The sequence below is a fragment of the Rhizobium lentis genome (assembly GCF_017352135.1).
In the GTDB taxonomy this organism is placed as follows: domain Bacteria; phylum Pseudomonadota; class Alphaproteobacteria; order Rhizobiales; family Rhizobiaceae; genus Rhizobium; species Rhizobium lentis.
This window is the reverse complement of the sequence record NZ_CP071454.1, coordinates 574,465-590,746: the sequence shown is the minus strand read 5'-3', so window position 1 is coordinate 590,746 and position 16,282 is coordinate 574,465. Positions and strand designations below refer to the sequence as shown.

The window sequence follows — 16,282 nt, the reverse complement described above, 5'->3', positions numbered from 1 at the left end:
TTGTATATACCTAAATTTAAGGTATCGAGTATGCTATTTTAGATATGTTTGAACAAATGTGATCGGAATCCGCAGCGAGGGTTTCGAATTCGTATCGCAGCAAAAAGTCACCGGAAATGATCTCGAAACCTGCCGGATCGATGCCGCAGATGCGCCAAGCAGCCGATTTCGGGGCGTTTAAGCGCTCTGCAAGGCTATCCGCCACATCGGGATGGCGCTCTACTAAATCTCGCACTGTTTCGGCCGCTTTGGCGGCGATTGCCTCGTTTGCGGACGATTGGATGATGAGGTCCCTTCCGTCGAGACGGTAGGCGCGGCCGAAGCCGCCGTTGAGGCTCGCCTGCTCCGGTTTGAGGCGGAAGAAGAGGAAATCGGGAAAATCGATATAAAGTTTTGCCTTGGGATGGCGATCAAGAAAACGCGCGCGAATGCGCTCGTGGAACCGATGCCCCCTCTCCACCGGCTCCGCAATGCATTGGGTCGTCAGCCGGCCATAGGCGAGGGGATCGCCCTTGCCTGGTTCACCGGTGAGCAGCGAGGCGCGTGGATCTTTCGTGAGCGCCTTGGTGTGAGCCGAAAGCTTCGAAACAAGGATGACGGGCGCGCCGTCGATATCCGTGGCGAGGAGGACGCGGCTGGCGAAGGGAAAACCGGTGTCCGGATCGAGAACGGCAATCGCCGCGTACCGTGCGGAGCGCAACAGCACGCGGGCGAGCCTGCGGGCCTCATCGTCGGTTTCGCGTAAGGGCGAGGGTTGATCTTTCATGACCGCCTTGTCGCAAAGCGGCTTGAAAACATCAAGCGTCCTCCTTGCGGCGATGGCGGGTGAGGCCGGCGACGATATCCTGGGCGGTGATGGTGCCGATGACCGCGCCGTTTTCCACGATGCCGATGCTGCCCGGCTGGCGGGCGAGGACGTCGAGGACATCGACGAGCGGGGTCGCGGCGCGGGCCGTGGCGCTGACGCTCATGCCGGCGGCCGTCTGGCCGAGGCCGGGCTGCATGACGTCGGCGGCAGTCAGCATGTTGATCGGATTGAGGTTCTGCACGAAGTCGGCGACATATTGGTCGGCAGGATTCTTCACGATGTCGTGCGGCGTTCCACACTGTATGATCCGGCCGCCCTCCATGATGGCGATGCGGTTGCCGATGCGGAAGGCCTCGTCGAGATCGTGGCTGACAAAGAGAATGGTCTTCTTCAGCCGCCGCTGGAACTCCAGGAGCTCGTCCTGCAGCCGGGTGCGGATCAAAGGATCGAGCGCCGAGAAAGGCTCGTCCATCAGCAGGATCGGTGCGCCAGTGGCAAAGGCGCGGGCAAGACCGACACGCTGCTGCATGCCGCCTGACAGTTCGTTGACCTTGCGGTCGGCCCATTTCGTCAGGTTGACGAGCTCGAGCTGCTCGCCGACGCGGACCTTGCGTTCGGCCTCCGGCATGCCGGCAAGCTCGAGGCCGAAGCCGACATTCTCGGCGACGGTGCGCCAGGGCAGCAGCGCGAACTGCTGGAACACCATGGAAACGGTGTGGGTGCGCAGGTCGCGCAGGGCTTTGGCATTGCATCTATAGGGGTTGACGGGACCAGTGGATGTCGACACCGAGACGTCGCCGCGCACTACGGGGGCGAGCCCATTGACGGCGCGCAGCAGCGTCGACTTACCGGAACCGGAAAGGCCCATCAGCACGAGGATCTCGCCTTCCTCGATCGTCAGCGAGGCATTGGCGACGCCGAGCACCAGGCCGGTCGCGGTGCCGATCTCGTCACGCGTTTTGCCCTGGTCGGCCATGGCAAGCGCGGTTTCCGGCCGGTCGCCGAAGATGATGCTGACATTCTTGAAGCTAACCGCGGTCATGCGCCATCTCCTTCATCCGCCGTGCGGAACATGCGGTCGAGAATGATCGCCAGGATGACGATGCAGAGACCGGCTTCGAAGCCTTTGGCGACGTTGACGGTATTCAGTGCGCGCACGACAGGCACGCCAAGACCATCGGCGCCGACGAGGGCAGCGATGACCACCATAGACAGCGACAGCATGATGGTCTGGGTGAGGCCCGCCATGATCTGCGGCGCGGCGAAGGGAAGCTCGACCTTGCGCAGCACCTGCATTGGCCTGGCGCCGAAGGCAACCGCGGCTTCGACGAGGGATGGCGGGGTCGAAATGATGCCGAGGCGCGTCAGCCGGATGGGGGCAGGGATGGCGAAAATGACGGTCGCGATCAGGCCCGGCACCATGCCGAGGCCGAAGAGGATCAGCGCCGGAATCAGATAGACGAATGTCGGAATGGTTTGCATCAAATCGAGCGCCGGGCGCATCGCGGCATAGACCCAGGCGCGGCGGGCCGCTGCAATGCCGAGCGGAATGCCGATCACCATACTGACGAAAGTGGAGGCGAGCACGAGAGCGAGCGTCTCCGTCGTTTCCTTCCAGTAGCCCTGATTCATGATGAGCAGCAGGCCAAGGCAGGTAAAGAGGGTGACCGCGATCGACCGGCGTAGCCAGAAGGCGATGGCGGCGATGGCGGCGATGACGATCAGCGGGGGAGGCTCCTGCAGCACGAAGAGCAGGCCGTCGATGACGTGCGACAGCAGGGAGGCGAGCTGGTCGAAGAACCAGGCGCCGTTCGAGGTGAGCCAATCCACGAAGGACTTGGCCCCGGGGCCAATGGGAATCTTAAAGTCGGTGATCCAATTCAAGGGGCGCGCCTATCCGAAAAAATCAACTATGGACAAAATGAAAAGGGGCGGCGAGCCGCCCCGTTCACATTATCAAAGGCCAAGGCTGGTCTTGGCAGCGGCCAGCGCATCGCCCTTGCCGTCGCGGGTCTTGACGCCCGCAAGCCAGGGCTCGAGGGCGGAAGGATTCGCCTTCAGCCATTCGGTCGCCGCGGCCTCGGGCTCCTTGCCGTCGTTGAGGATCTTACCCATGATCTGGTTTTCCATGTCGAGGGAGAACGTCAGGTTTTTCAGCATCGCGCCGACATTCGGGCATTCGCCGAGATAGCCGGCGCGGACATTGGTGTAAACCTTAGCGCCACCGAAATCGGGACCAAAGACGTCGTCGCCGCCTGTCAGGTAGGTCAGCTTGAAATTGGTGTTCATCGGATGGGGTTCCCAGCCGAGGAAGACGACGGGCTTGCCTGCTTTCTCGGCGCGAGCGACCTGCGCGAGCATGCCCTGTTCCGAGGATTCGACGACTTCCATATCCTTCATGCCGAAGGTGTTCTTTTCGATCAGATCCATGACGAGGCGGTTGCCGTCATTGCCGGGCTCGATACCGTAGATCTTTCCGTCGAGTTCGTCCTTGTGGGCGGCGATATCCTTGAAGTCCTTGATGCCGAGTTCCGCGCCCTTGGCGTTGGTTGCGAGCGTGTACTTGGCGCCGACGAGGTTGGGGCCGAAGGATTCGACCGATTTGTCGTCGATATAAGGGCGGACATCCTTTTCCTGCGTCGGCATCCAGTTGCCGAGGAAGACGTCGATATCCTTGTTCTTTAGCGAAGTGTAGGTGACCGGCACCGAGAGAACCTTGACGTCGGTCTCATAGCCGATGCTCTTCAGGACGACGGATGCTGTGGCGGTGGTGGCGGTGATATCAGTCCAGCCGACGTCCGAGAAGCGGACGGTGGAGCAGCTGTCGGGATCGGCGGCGAAGGCAGCAGTCGCGACGGAGAGGGCAGCGACGGCAGTAGCGGTGACGAGTTTGAATGTGCTTATTGTTTTCATATTAGACTCCCAGTCTTTAGTTCCCCAAGCCAATCACCAATAACCCAGTTTGACAAGCGACCTCAGTGTGTTTGCGTCGTATCGACGGGTGCGATTGCGACGTCTGCAGATTTTTCGCAGTGGCCGGTTTTGGCGCCGATTCCTGTGATTATTGCCGTTACGGGCTTTTCTTTGCCTGTCGGAGCTTTCAATAAACCGATCAAGGAGAACTCGGATGGCAAAGCTCTATTTCAACTACTCGACGATGAATGCCGGCAAATCGACGATGCTGCTGCAGGCCTCCTATAATTATCAGGAGCGCGGCATGCGTACCGTGCAACTGATCGCCGCCTTTGACGAGCGCGCCGGTCGCGGCGTCATCGGTTCGCGGATCGGACTGGAGGCGAGTGCCATTCCGTTCGAGCCGGACGAGGATCTGTTCCGGCTGATCACGGCGCTGAACGCCGATGGGGCGTCGATCTCCTGCGTCTTCGTGGACGAGGCGCATTTCATGACTCCTCTCCATGTCTGGCAGCTTGCCCGCATCGTCGACAGGCTCGGCATCCCGGTCATGGTCTACGGGCTGAGAACGGATTTTCAGGGCAAGCTGTTTCCGGCCTCGCAGGAGCTGCTGGCGATCGCCGACGAGATGCGCGAAGTGCGCACGATCTGCCATTGCGGGCGCAAGGCCACGATGGTGGTGCGGCTCGATGCGGGGGGAAAGGTGTTGCACGAAGGCGCGCAGATCGACGTCGGCGGCAACGAGAAATATGTCTCGCTCTGCCGCCGGCATTGGGACGACGAAATGAACGGCGCCTGGATCGCCGAGCCGGTCTGAGGCCGACGCCGCCTGTTTTCTTCGGCGCTGCAAGCGGCTAGGTTGGGCAGGAGATTCCCTGGAGAGATCAGGTGCGCAAAGCCCCGCCATTCGACAGCCAGCGTGAAGCCGCAGGCGACCTCGCCGAGAAGATCGCGGCCGAGGCAGCCTATTGTGTGGCGTGCATCCGTGCCTTTGACGGTGACGAGACTCGGTCGGCCGACGAGGTCTTCCTCGAACAGAATGGGCGTTTCCAGACCCACATCGCCGATAATGCCGCATTGGATGCATTGCTTGCCGGGCTGGTCTTTTCGCTCGACCGGATGACGGCCGAGGTTTCGGCCGATCTCGACAGTTTTCGCGGATTGACGTTGCGCGAGAAGATGGCCGGCTGGACGTCGCGCCAGCGGATGTGGCGCATGTATACCGAACGCGTGCGCGAGGCGCCCGTCATCGAGCGGCTGCTCGACCTCCTGGCGAAATCGGATGCACTCGCCAGGCTGATCGCCAGCCAGCGCACTTCGATCATCGAACGCCATAAGGAAGCCGAACGCGGCCTCGTCGACATCGTCGAGCAGCGGCGCCGGCTGGTCGATTCCATCGATATCGCCCGCCTGAAAATGAAGGAACTCAACGCCAAGGCGCTGACAACCGAGGGCCGGATCGGCGTCTACGGCAACAGGGCGCATTGGGAGCAGATGGAGGCTGAGCGGCGGGCGCTGAAGGCGGAGGCAGAGCGCATTTCCGGCGAGGAGCACGAGATGCGGGACGAAAGCCAGCGGCGCGAGCGCTTCATCGGCCTGTTCCAGGCCTTCGTCGATTCACTGAATGGCCGGATCGCCGCCTGCAACGTGCTGCTGCGCAAGCTGATGATCGATGTCGAGGAGCGGCTGATCATCTATCAGGCGCAGGTCGATACCGACCGGCCGGGCATGAAGGTCAGGATCAAGCCCGAATTTTTTCCGGACATCGCGGCGCCAATCAGGCTGTTCGAGAAGGGTATGCTGGTCGCCCAGGATCTGGAGCGGCGCAAGGGCCGCGCTGATCTCGAAGCCGCCGGAAAGTTTAAGGCCTATGCCGAACCGCCGCCGGAAATATCGGGAGCGCCGCTGATCGACCCGGCCCGCAGGCCCTTCCGCTTCAACCTGCCGTTCCTGCGCTCCTGATCCGCAAGGCACGCCGTTCGCGCTGCTTTCATTCGCAAAAATCGAGAGGCGCGTGTTGTGCTCGGCCTACCGAGCGCATATGTGGATGCAACGGGGCGGCGATGTCCTCCTGCATAATTCCTCAGATCGGAATCGATTTAAGGAATTATGCAGCAACTCAAAGTGCTGCAGCGTCCTTAGCGCGTCTTAAAAACGCGCGGCGCTGCAGTGTCCGCCTCGCCTGACAGGAGACGACGATGCTTGACCGGATAGCCGGTTTTTTCAGGCTGATCGGCCAGACGATCGGCCGCCAGGTCCGCCTGTTTTCCGCCTGGGCGTTCTGGCCCTTTCTTGCCGCGCATGGCTGGTACCAGCGCCGGAGCTGGATGATCCGGCTGCCTATCATCGCATTCGTCGCGCTCTTCGTCGTGCTTTACGGCTATTTCTTCTGGCAGACGCAGGTCTGGTCGAACTTCAACACCGCCTTCGTCGAGCAATACCGGCTTTCCGAACGCAAGGTCCCCGCCGGGCAGCAACTGCCGGCCGCCGAGGGTGCTGCGACCGCCAAAACCTGCCAGCGCTCGGCTATCGTCGACGTCACGGCCGACCTGACCGATTTCAATGTCAACCAGAACGCATGGATATCCTCCATGCTGCTCTACAAGGCGGGCTTCTTCGGTATCGACTGGGATCACACGCCCTTCCTCGACAACAAGGCTTCGTTCCAGCGCGGCATCAATCAGGCGGTTCGTCGTACTTCGGCGGAGCTTGTCGATACGCTCGGGCGCGTGCGCGGCACCTCGGGTATCAATAACGATTTGCAGCGCGCGCGCGGCAATCTGCAGTTCGACGAACACAGCTGGTATTTCGGGCTCAATCCCTTCGGTCCGAAGACGCCGACGCCTTCCTTCTATCGCACGGCGATCGGAGACCTGCGCAAATTCAACACCGATCTCGCTGCCTGCAATGCCATTTTCGACGGCCGCGCCGACAATCTGATGCAGTTCATCGACCGTATCGCCAATGATCTCGGCAGCACCTCCGACATGCTCGCAGAACGCTCGGAGCACCATAATCGCGGCTGGTTCGATACGCGTGCCGACGATCGATTCTGGTTCGCCTACGGCCAGCTCTACGCCTACCACGCAATTCTGAGCGCCGCGCAGGCCGATTTCTCGCAGGTGGTTCAGGAACGCAATCTCGGCGCGATCTGGGGCGGCACGACGCGGCAGTTCCAGGCGGCACTGCGCATCCAGCCGGCGATCATCTCGAACGGGCGCGAGGACGGCTGGATCATGCCAAGCCACCTCGCCACCATGGGCTTCTATATTCTGCGGGTGCGCTCGAACCTCGTCGAGATCCGGTCCATTCTCGATCGTTAAGCGTTGCGCGTCAGAGGCTGGCGGCGCGCTGTATGATCCTCGAAGCCAACGACGCGCAGTTTCTCTACGAATTCGTAGGTGACGCCGACGATGCCGCTGCCGCTCGCATCGTCACGGAAGCGGCCGATGCTGCGCACCAGTTTATAGCCGCCAAGCCGGTTGTCGACGCGATAGACGAAATGGAAGCCGACGCCCTGAAGGCTTGCCTCCTCGAAGGTCTGGGCGATCAGACCGCGGTCTTCCTCGTGAATGCGCGACATCAGTTCGGTCAGATTGACCGGTCCGTCGCTATAGGGAAGATCGAAGATCGTGTGGACATCCTGGCTTGCAAAGAAATGTCCGGTTTCGATGTCGATGCGCCAGAAGCCGAAAAGACGATAGGCAGCAACCATCTGGACGATTTCCGCATCGGTGATGCCGATATGGGCGCGGGACTGTTCTACCTTGTCAATGACGGGCTGTTCGAAGCGAAGAGACACGATTCCCCCAATTTCACGGGACGACGTGCTGAAACTGTATCTGATTCTTCAGCTGATCAGCTTCAATCGAATTGCTTTTGCTACCAACTGGGTGCGATTGACGCAATCAAGTTTTTTGATCGCATTGGTCATATAGGCATTCACCGTATGATCAGAGAGCGTCAGAATCTGGCCGATCTCGATCGAGGTCTTGCCCTGTGCCGTCCAGCGCACGACTTCGAGTTCACGAGCCGACAGCGCATTGTGCGCGCTTTCCTCGTTCCGTCTGACGGCGTTGTATGCGTCTAGGGCGTGGAGGATGATGATCGCCAACTCGTTGATCTCGCTCTGGCCGAGCGCGGCACGCTCGCCGCAGAACCAGAAGACCAGGCGCCGGCCATCGACTGCAATGGTAGGCATGGCAACGCCGGCAGGTATTGCATAGCGCAGCATCAGGGCGCGCAGTTCGGCCGGAAAGGCCTGCCCATTGACGGCATCGTCGAGATGCCAAGCCTGCGGCACGGCCGACTCTCTCAGCCGCACGCCAAAAGGGCAGCCGCGCATCATGTTGCCGCGATCGAAATCTCGGATGTAGGCTGCGGGAAGCGAGCTTTCGATCAACAGCGGTTTCAGGAGAAGGTCTTCCGGCGAGGGGGCGTGCATCAACGTCGCATGCGACAGCCCGAAGGCGGCGGACACTCCGCCGAGCGCCTGCGCAAACTGGCCGCGCGTCCCTGCTACTGCAAGCTCCGCCGAAAGCAACGACTGTCTCTGAGAGGTGGACATGTAAGACATTTGTACGCCCCCGGCAGCCTCAATGTTAACGCAATCCAATACAGAAACACCGCTGGATGCTAGCCCAATTGACTTGTCATAAACCGATTAATGCGAATTGTGAAGAAATAGTCACACAATTGCGCGCGTCTTCGGTCGAGTCGCGGTTGTGCAAGTAGCGTTGTGGTATCTTTGACTTCTCCTGCGGCGGGATAGTTGCGGATCCGGCTGCGCCAGGCGGGAAGAGAATCACCTCGGGAAGAGCCAGGCGGCGAGAGACGTCGAAATCCGACTTGCTGCGATATGATGCAATTGCTAAGCGTATCAGCATGTATAACTGAGGCGATTTAATCGTGCGCTTTGCATCCCGCTTGCATCTGAGGTATCTGTTTTTTCTTATATTACTTGGTTTTCTTCTATTGAGCTTGCCGATCGGTGCCGCAACCTCGCAGGCTGCCGGGCAGAAGAAGCCGGCAGGGCAGCCGCCGATGCGCTTCATCCTTGTGAATCGTCTTCTCTGTATGGAAGACTGTCCGGGATGGATATCGGCAGAGGGACGCATAACCTCCGATACGCCGGTGCAACTCCGAAAAATCCTTAAGAAGATCGGCGACCGGAAGCTCCCGATCGTCTTCCGTTCCGAGGGCGGTGATGTCGATGCCGCCTATGCGATGGGCCGGATGATTCGCAAAGCCGGTTTGGAAACGGCGGTGGGCGGCACGAGGCTGAAGGATTGCCCGGCGAACGATCCGCGCTGCGATGCGGCTATCGCAAAGGACGGGACGGCGCTTGGCAACACCTATTCGGACGGCGCATATTGTTTTTCCGCTTGTCCGCTGGCATTCGCAGGCGGTACGTCGCGTGTCGCGTCGCAATGGGCCCTCATCGGTGTCCACCAGATCACGACGGTCTATAACAAGGTGCGCGTCTCCTACCGCATCGAATATAAGATCGTAAACGGGAAGAAGAAGGAAATCTCCCGCAAGGAAGTTGGACGCAAGTCAGCTGGGCAGAGCAGCTCCACCAAACTCGGCAAGAAGGCCACCGCCGCCCTGAGGGGCTATTTGAAGGAAATGGGCGTCGACGAGGATGTGATCGGCATGATGATGAGCGCCGCGCCCGACAGCATCCACATCGTGCCGTCTGGAGACGGTCTTCGAACAGGTCTCATGACGGAGATGCTGGCGTTCAACGAGTGGCCCGGCATGCCGCTTTGCGCACCGGACGCTGCGGCCGAAACGGTTTGCCGTCGCCGTCCGGCAGCTCAAGCGCCCGTGGCAGCTAGCGCACCCGTGGCAGCTGCCGCCGTGCAGAATGCCGCCGTGTATGGCGAGAGCCTGCCGAAAACCCAGCCGATGGATTTTCTGCTGATGTTCAACGGTAATTGCCAGGAAGAGTGCTCGCAGTGGATTTCCGCTGATGGTGACATCACCCCGGATACACCGGCTCGGCTGAAGGCGTTTCTGGAGACACTCGACGGAAGAAAGCTTCCGATCGTCCTTCAGTCGTATGGTGGGGATTTGAATGCGGCTTTCGCGATGGGGCGTATGATCCGTGCGGCAGGCCTGGAGACCTCAGTCGGTAGAACGCGGTTGCCGAATTGCCCAATGCAGGATCCCCGTTGCAAGGCGAGCATGGCCAAAAGCGGACCGACCGAAGGGGAGGTTTTTGCGGGTGGTGCCTACTGCTTTTCGAGCTGTACCTTTGTCCTGATGGGCGGAACACCGCGGCTCGTGGGAAATTCCGTCGTCGGCCTCAATCAACCCGGCAAGAGCGAGCTCACAGAGGCTGAGCGTGAGAAATTTCTCTCCTATTTCCTGGAGATGGGCGTCAGTAGCGACGCATTCGACACGATGATGATCACGCCGCCCAGCGGCAGAGGCGATCTGCTTCAGTACCAGCAGATGGCACTCGGCATCATCAATGGCGCTATTCCCTATGGGGAAGAGCCGGGTTTGCATGTCTGTGGACCAGGGGCGAAGGAGAGTCTCCGATGCCCCAGAAATCAGAAGGCCGTAGAGATTGCTCCTGCCGCGGGTTTGGCAAATTGAAGCCGGGCTGAGGGCTGTCCCGTCAATTCCCGTCCTTCATCGTTTTTCGACGTGACGCTCATCAGCTTCTCCAGGAAGCCGAGCATGACGGCGGAGGTGACGAAGGTGAGGTGCATGAGCGTTAGCCACATCATTTTGCCGTCGTCATATTTGTCGGCATTGAGAAAGACCTGCAGCAGGTGGATGGAGGAGATGGCGACGATCGAGGAGGCAACCTTGATCTTCAGGCTGCCTGAATCGAGCTTGCCGAGAAAGGAGAGTTCGTTGTCGGCGTCGCCGGCCTCATCAAAGCGGCTGTCCCGGCTCGACAGGATAGGTAGCCACAAGGCGCCGCGCTATTCACACCCCGCCGATATTTCGTTATCCGATGAAGAGGAAACATCGGCTCCGCTGCTGCGGAGGCCGGGGAGGGGGAGCACCTATGCCGTCAATGAAATCCGATATCGAAATCGCGCGCGCGGCGGCCAAGAAGCCGATCTTCGAGATCGGGGCGAAACTCGGTATACCAGTCGAGCAGCTCGCTCCTTACGGTCACGACAAGGCGAAGGTCAGCGCCGAGTTCATCGCGGCGCAGGCGGGCAAAAATGACGGCAAGCTTATCCTCGTCACCGCGATCAATCCGACGCCGGCGGGCGAAGGCAAGACGACGACGACCGTCGGTCTCGGCGATGGTCTGAACCGCATCGGCAAAAAGGCGGTCGTCTGCATCCGCGAGGCTTCCCTCGGTCCCTGCTTCGGCGTCAAGGGCGGTGCGGCCGGCGGCGGTTATGCACAGGTCGTGCCGATGGAAGATATCAACCTGCATTTCACCGGCGATTTCCATGCGGTCACCTCGGCGCACAATCTCCTGGCGGCGATGATCGACAACCACATCTACTGGGGCAATGAAGAGAATATCGACATCCGCCGCGTGACCTGGCGGCGGGTGATGGATATGAACGACCGGGCACTCAGGAGCATGGTGTCCTCGCTCGGCGGCGTCGCCAACGGCTTTCCGCGCCAGGGCGGCTTCGACATCACCGTCGCCTCCGAGGTGATGGCGATCCTCTGCCTTGCCACCGATCTCAAGGATCTGGAGCGGCGGCTCGGCGATATCATCGTCGGCTACCGCTTCGACCGGACGCCGGTGCGCGCACGCGACCTCAAGGCCGACGGCGCGATGGCGGTGCTGCTCAAGGACGCTATGCAGCCGAACCTCGTGCAGACGCTGGAAAACAATCCGGCCTTCGTGCACGGCGGACCCTTCGCCAACATCGCCCATGGCTGCAATTCGGTGACGGCAACGAAGACGGCGCTGAAGCTTGCCGATTACGTGGTGACCGAAGCGGGATTCGGGGCCGATCTCGGTGCGGAGAAATTCTTCGACATCAAATGCCGCAAGGCCGGGCTGAAACCCAATGCGGCCGTCATCGTCGCGACCGTCAGGGCGCTGAAAATGAATGGCGGGGTGAAGAAGGATGATCTCGGCACCGAGGATGTCGCGGCGCTGAAGAAGGGCTGCTCCAATCTCGGCCGGCACGTCGCCAATGTGCGCCGCTTCGGCGTGCCCGTCGTCGTCGCGATCAATCATTTCGTCACGGATACCGATGCCGAGATCGCGGCGGTGAAGGAGTTCGTCTCGAGGCTCGGCGCCGAGGCGATCCTCTGTCGGCACTGGGCCAAGGGTTCGGCCGGCATCGAGGAACTGGCGCATAAGGTGGTGGAGTTGGCCGAATCGGGCCAGGCCAAATTCCAGCCGCTCTATGGCGACGACATTTCGCTGTTCGAGAAGATCGAGATCGTCGCCTCGAAGATCTACCACGCCGGCGAAGTGACGGCCGACAAGGCGGTGCGCGATCAACTGCAGACGTGGGAGGAGCAGGGTTACGGCAAATTGCCGGTCTGCATGGCGAAGACGCAATATTCCTTCTCTACCGATCCGAACCTGCGCGGCGCGCCGGAAGGCCATATCGTTCCCGTGCGGGAGGTGCGGCTGTCGGCCGGTGCCGGTTTCGTCGTCGCGATTACCGGCGAGATCATGACGATGCCCGGCCTGCCGAAGTCGCCATCGGCGGAACGAATTTTCCTGAATGACCAAGGTTATATCGAGGGGTTGTTCTGATCCGGAAATGGCTTTCCGAAGCGCTCGCCCAGACGACGCTCCCGGCGCTTTTCAAAGTCTGGATCGACAAACAGCCAGATAAAAAGGCTTTGCAGCGCGCCGAGTAACAGCATTCCGACGGCAAAGAGCCAATGCAATTCACCGGTAAAGATGAAGCCGACGGCGACGGCCAGGAGAACCGCGATGATGTTCGCTATGATCTGAATTCGCCACCGGCCCCTCTACCCATTTTGCAGCCTCTATGTGGTCATTTCGCCGCACGGTTCAAGCGATGATCGCAGCCATTGAATGATCAGTGGCAATAACGATAACCGCCCTTCCGCTTGATCACGTCGAGATGGAAATGGGTTTCGTGGGCCGAGTCGCTTTCGGGGTCTAGGACGGTGGTGAAATAGAGGCAGCCGGCGGCGCTGACGGTGCGTTGGAAGGCGCCGGTGAGCGTTGCGTCCTCGCGCCGGGAGCGGACGGCGACATCCTCGCCCTTTTCGAAATGGAAGCTCGCAATGTCGATGGCGTTGCCGCGGGCATGTTCGGAGATCTTGCCGGTTTCGGCGCCGTTGCGCAGGCGGCACATATAAGCCGTTGCCTGGTTGACGGTGTTAATGCGGCCCTGCTCGGGCAAGGCGGCGGTGGCTGCCGGGATAACGCTCTCCCTCATCCAGCGGGCAAGGGCAAGAGCTGCCGGGCAGCGGATCGTCGCCTCCGGCTTCAGCTTGATGCCGGGCAGGGCTTCTGAAACGATGATTGGCTTGTCGATGCCGCAGCCGTTGCCGTCGTCGATGCGCGGGGCGTCCTTGAAGACGACGCCGAGCGCCTTGAGGGCGGCGGTGCATTCGGCATGCTCGGCATCGCTTTCTGGTTCGATCGTCAGATGCTGCTCTTCGAGCGTCTGCTCGGCCGGGGACTTGGTCTCTTCCGGCGTCTGCGAACTTTCGAGTTTGCCCGGCGGCAGCGGCGGGCCTTGCATGGGTTCTGTCGGCGGGGGCTTCGCCGTTTCGGCTGGCGGAGCGGACGGCTGGTCTGGCGATGTTCCCGGCGCCTTTACTTCAGGTTTCGGCTGAGGGGCCGGCACCTCTTCAGGCGCGGGCGGTTCCACCTTTTCAGAGGGGGAGGCCGGGCTTGTCGCCTGTGCGTTATCGGGCCTGGGCTGAGGCAAGGGACCTTGTGAGGGCAAGCGGGTGCCGGCAAGAAAGGCTGTAGCGGCGAGAAGGATCGCCAATGTCGAAAGTTTTCTCAACGCGTCCAAATCCTAGTATTCCTTAACCGGAAACAACGCATGAGAGCGTTTTTCGTTGCAATTGTGCAACGTCTGAAAAGATCGCTAAAACTTGATATGAATATTCAACATAAGGGAACCGCTTATGTTGACAATAGGGCTCATGTTTTTTTATGCGGCGAAAAGAAGGCGGAATTCTGCTTCGCCTTCATCCGTAAAAGCCCAGCCAGCCCCTCGAGCGTTCGACGCGCCACGACCAGCCAGCCCGGTAATCATCATGAGAGGGTAGGTTATGATCGTCCGGCATTGGCGCTCGGTTCTATTGGTCTGCACAGCCGTTGCTGCTGTTCTTCCTGTTTCGCAGTCTTTCGCTCAAACCGCTTCGGCAACGACGCCTCAGGCGACGACAGATGACAGTACCATTCTGCAGAAGATCGTCGTCAAGGGCAAACGCGTCGCGCCGGGCAGCGTCGCCGATACGCCGCTCGCGACCGAGATTACGAAGAAGCAGCTGGAAGAGAAGCAGGTCACCAACTATGACGATATCGGCCGCAGCGTCGATGCGGGTGTGAACTATTCGCGCGCCGACGCGGGCTTCAACCTGCGCGGCCTGTCCGGTGCTCGCATCCTGACTACCATCGACGGTATTCCGATTCCTTATATTTCGAACAGCTCGCGCCAGGGTGCTTTTGCGCCGGCCAACGCCAATGGCGGCGGAGACACGTTCGATTTCGATTCGCTGTCATCGCTCGATATCGTGCGCGGCGCGGATTCGAGCAAGGGTGGTTCGGGCATGCTCGGCGGCGCCATCGTTCTCAATACGCTGGAGCCGGAAGATCTCATTCCTGAAGGCCGCGACTGGGGTGCGATCGTCAAATCGACCTATGACAGCGAAGACAGGAGCCTTTCCGGCTCGGCCGCGGCTGCCAAGAAGATCGGCGGTACCTCGATCCTGTTCCAGGGCGGTTACCGCAAAGGCCACGAACGCGACAATATGGGCGATAACGACAGCTACGGTGCTCTTCGCACCGAGGCGAATCCGGCTGACTTTGATCAGAACAACCTGCTCTTCAAACTGCGTCAGGAACTGGAAGGCGGCCATCGCATCGGCTTGACAGCGGAACGGTTCCGCTGGGATCTAAAAACCGACCTGCGCCACCTTCAGGGAGGAGCCAGCCCTCGTAACTTCATGATCGACAATTATGACGGTCGCGAACTGCGCGACCGCGATCGCGTATCGATTGATTATGATTATGAAGCGCAGTCCTCCGACGCGTTCTTCAGCAGCGCGCGGGCTACGCTTTATTGGCTGGATTTGAAGAAGGAAGCTGGTAGCGGGGGGCGTACGACCGCAAATGTCGCCTATGGCCGTAACAACGAGATCGAAAACGAAACCTGGGGCTTCAGCGGGACCGCGACGAAGGATTTCGAATATTCTGGCCTCAGCCACTCGGTTCGCGTCGGCCTCGATGTCGGCGTCTCCAGCTGGAGCCAATACAGCTGGGCTCTTTGCCCGACGTCGACGACCTGCCCGTCGCTGAACAATCAGGCGGAAGTTCCCAATGTGGACAGCCAGACCCTGGGGCTTGTTGTCGAGGACAAGATTGAGATCGGCAATACCGGCTTCACCCTGACACCCGGCTTCCGCTTCGACTGGTTCAACTACGATCCCTCGACCGGCGGTGGTTTTGCCAACAATACCGGCATTACCCGTTTCGGCGAACTTCGGGACCGGACGGAAGCTGCCATGTCGCCGAAGATCCTTGCGACATACGACCTGACGCCTGATGTAGAGCTCTACATGCAGCTGGCGGTCGGCTTCCGCGCGCCAACCGTCGACGAACTCTACAGCCGCTTCTACAACCCCACGGGCCGCTACGCCCAGCTCGGCAATCCTGATCTGGAACCGGAAATCGGCCGCGGCATCGAAATCGGCGCCAATTTCGACACGGGCGATTTTACCGGCCGGGTCGCGGCTTTCCATACCCGTTATCAGAACTTTATCGAGACGGTGACGAGCGTCGACGCGACAGGCTTTACTGAGTTCAATTACACGAACGTGGCAGCGGCGACGATCTCGGGTCTTGAAGTCAGCGCCGCCAAGTCGTTCAACAACGGCATCAATCTGCATGCCTCGCTTGCCTATGCCTATGGCAGGAACGAAGAAACTACCCAGCGCCTGCGCTCGGTGGCGCCGTTCAAGGCGATCGTCGGCGGCGGCTGGAGCAATGAGACCTTCGGCTTCGACCTTTCCTCGACGCTTTCGGCCGGCATGCTGACCGACCACCTCAATACTCCCGTCACCAACACCGCCGACACGACCTTCGATGCGCCCGGTTATGCAATCGTCGACCTGACCGGCTGGTGGACGCCGGAACAGTTGCCGGGCCTGCGCGTTCAAGCCGGTGTCTACAACATCTTCGACCAGGAATATTTCAACGCGCTCGCCGTGCGCGACGTCAATCTCAGCTCTGCGACCGCATCGCAGCCGCGCGATTGGTATTCCGAGCCGGGCCGTACCTTCAAGGTCTCGCTCACCAAGACCTTCTGATTGCGCCTTTAAGGCTGAGGGAGGGCGGCTTTCGGGCCGCCCTTTTCATTCCCGCAATCGCCTCTTGCGCGACGGCTGATCTCAGGC

General features: G+C 60.4%; 14 protein-coding genes and 1 pseudogene. 6 read left to right on the top strand and 9 right to left on the bottom strand.

Annotation, left to right across the window (positions count from 1 at the left end):
• Positions 1-16 precede the first annotated feature (16 nt).
• The 4 genes from J0663_RS02950 to J0663_RS02935 all read right to left on the bottom strand — a co-directional run bounded on the left by J0663_RS02950 (position 17) and on the right by J0663_RS02935 (position 3,721).
• Positions 17-766, bottom strand: a complete 750-nt coding sequence (locus tag J0663_RS02950) for a HugZ family pyridoxamine 5'-phosphate oxidase (RefSeq protein ID WP_207242981.1) — start codon at positions 764-766, stop codon at positions 17-19.
• 31 nt (positions 767-797) lie between these two features.
• Positions 798-1,850: a choline ABC transporter ATP-binding protein gene (gene choV, locus J0663_RS02945; protein ID WP_207242980.1), complete on the bottom strand. Its 1,053-nt coding sequence runs from the start codon at positions 1,848-1,850 to the stop codon at positions 798-800.
• Entirely contained in the window at positions 1,847-2,692 is an 846-nt protein-coding gene (choW, locus tag J0663_RS02940) for a choline ABC transporter permease subunit (RefSeq protein WP_207242979.1), read from the bottom strand. Before choW ends, choV begins: the two co-directional genes overlap by 4 nt.
• A gap of 72 nt (positions 2,693-2,764) precedes the next feature.
• Positions 2,765-3,721: a choline ABC transporter substrate-binding protein gene (locus tag J0663_RS02935; RefSeq protein ID WP_207242978.1), complete on the bottom strand. Its 957-nt coding sequence runs from the start codon at positions 3,719-3,721 to the stop codon at positions 2,765-2,767.
• A 214-nt stretch (positions 3,722-3,935) separates the two neighbouring features.
• Between J0663_RS02935 and J0663_RS02930 the strand changes: the two genes are divergently transcribed.
• From J0663_RS02930 to J0663_RS02920, 3 genes are all read left to right on the top strand, one after another.
• Positions 3,936-4,538, top strand: a complete 603-nt coding sequence (locus J0663_RS02930; protein ID WP_207242977.1) for a thymidine kinase — start codon at positions 3,936-3,938, stop codon at positions 4,536-4,538.
• Between the two features lie 71 nt (positions 4,539-4,609).
• Positions 4,610-5,683, top strand: a complete 1,074-nt coding sequence (locus J0663_RS02925; RefSeq protein ID WP_207242976.1) for a hypothetical protein — start codon at positions 4,610-4,612, stop codon at positions 5,681-5,683.
• A gap of 236 nt (positions 5,684-5,919) precedes the next feature.
• Positions 5,920-7,044 carry a DUF2333 family protein gene (locus tag J0663_RS02920; protein WP_207242975.1) on the top strand — a complete coding sequence of 375 codons (1,125 nt, stop codon included), beginning with the start codon at positions 5,920-5,922 and terminating at the stop codon, positions 7,042-7,044.
• Here J0663_RS02920 and J0663_RS02915 read toward each other — a convergent pair.
• The 3 genes from J0663_RS02915 to J0663_RS31150 form a co-directional block, all read right to left on the bottom strand.
• Positions 7,041-7,523, bottom strand: a complete 483-nt coding sequence (locus tag J0663_RS02915) for a PAS domain-containing protein (RefSeq protein WP_207242974.1) — start codon at positions 7,521-7,523, stop codon at positions 7,041-7,043. The two genes, J0663_RS02920 and J0663_RS02915, sit on opposite strands and share 4 nt — an antisense overlap.
• Positions 7,524-7,571: 48 nt before the next feature.
• The gene (locus J0663_RS02910) at positions 7,572-8,297 is read right to left on the bottom strand and encodes a helix-turn-helix transcriptional regulator (protein WP_207242973.1); all 726 of its coding nucleotides are present in this window, start codon (positions 8,295-8,297) and stop codon (positions 7,572-7,574) included.
• 76 nt (positions 8,298-8,373) lie between these two features.
• Complete coding sequence (locus J0663_RS31150) at positions 8,374-8,775, bottom strand: hypothetical protein (RefSeq protein WP_246590358.1); 402 nt, start codon at positions 8,773-8,775, stop codon at positions 8,374-8,376.
• Here J0663_RS31150 and J0663_RS02905 point away from each other — a divergent pair.
• Positions 8,765-10,327 (top strand): COG3904 family protein, encoded by a 1,563-nt coding sequence (locus tag J0663_RS02905; protein WP_246590357.1) that lies wholly within the window; start codon positions 8,765-8,767, stop codon positions 10,325-10,327. The genes J0663_RS31150 and J0663_RS02905 overlap by 11 nt on opposite strands.
• Positions 10,328-10,365: 38 nt before the next feature.
• Here the strand turns inward: J0663_RS02905 and J0663_RS02900 are convergent.
• A pseudogene (locus J0663_RS02900) lies at positions 10,366-10,623 on the bottom strand (YqhA family protein); the annotation flags it as partial.
• A 125-nt stretch (positions 10,624-10,748) separates the two neighbouring features.
• Between J0663_RS02900 and J0663_RS02895 the strand changes: the two are divergent.
• Entirely contained in the window at positions 10,749-12,428 is a 1,680-nt protein-coding gene (locus tag J0663_RS02895) for a formate--tetrahydrofolate ligase (protein WP_207242971.1), read from the top strand.
• A 292-nt stretch (positions 12,429-12,720) separates the two neighbouring features.
• On the opposite strand, the gene J0663_RS02890 is transcribed toward J0663_RS02895, so the two are convergent.
• Positions 12,721-13,395: an extensin-like domain-containing protein gene (locus J0663_RS02890; RefSeq protein ID WP_246590356.1), complete on the bottom strand. Its 675-nt coding sequence runs from the start codon at positions 13,393-13,395 to the stop codon at positions 12,721-12,723.
• Positions 13,396-13,936: 541 nt separating this feature from the next.
• Between J0663_RS02890 and J0663_RS02885 the strand changes: the two genes are divergently transcribed.
• Positions 13,937-16,195, top strand: coding sequence for a TonB-dependent hemoglobin/transferrin/lactoferrin family receptor (locus tag J0663_RS02885; RefSeq protein WP_207242969.1), 2,259 nt, complete (start codon positions 13,937-13,939; stop codon positions 16,193-16,195).
• Positions 16,196-16,282: the final 87 nt, after the last annotated feature.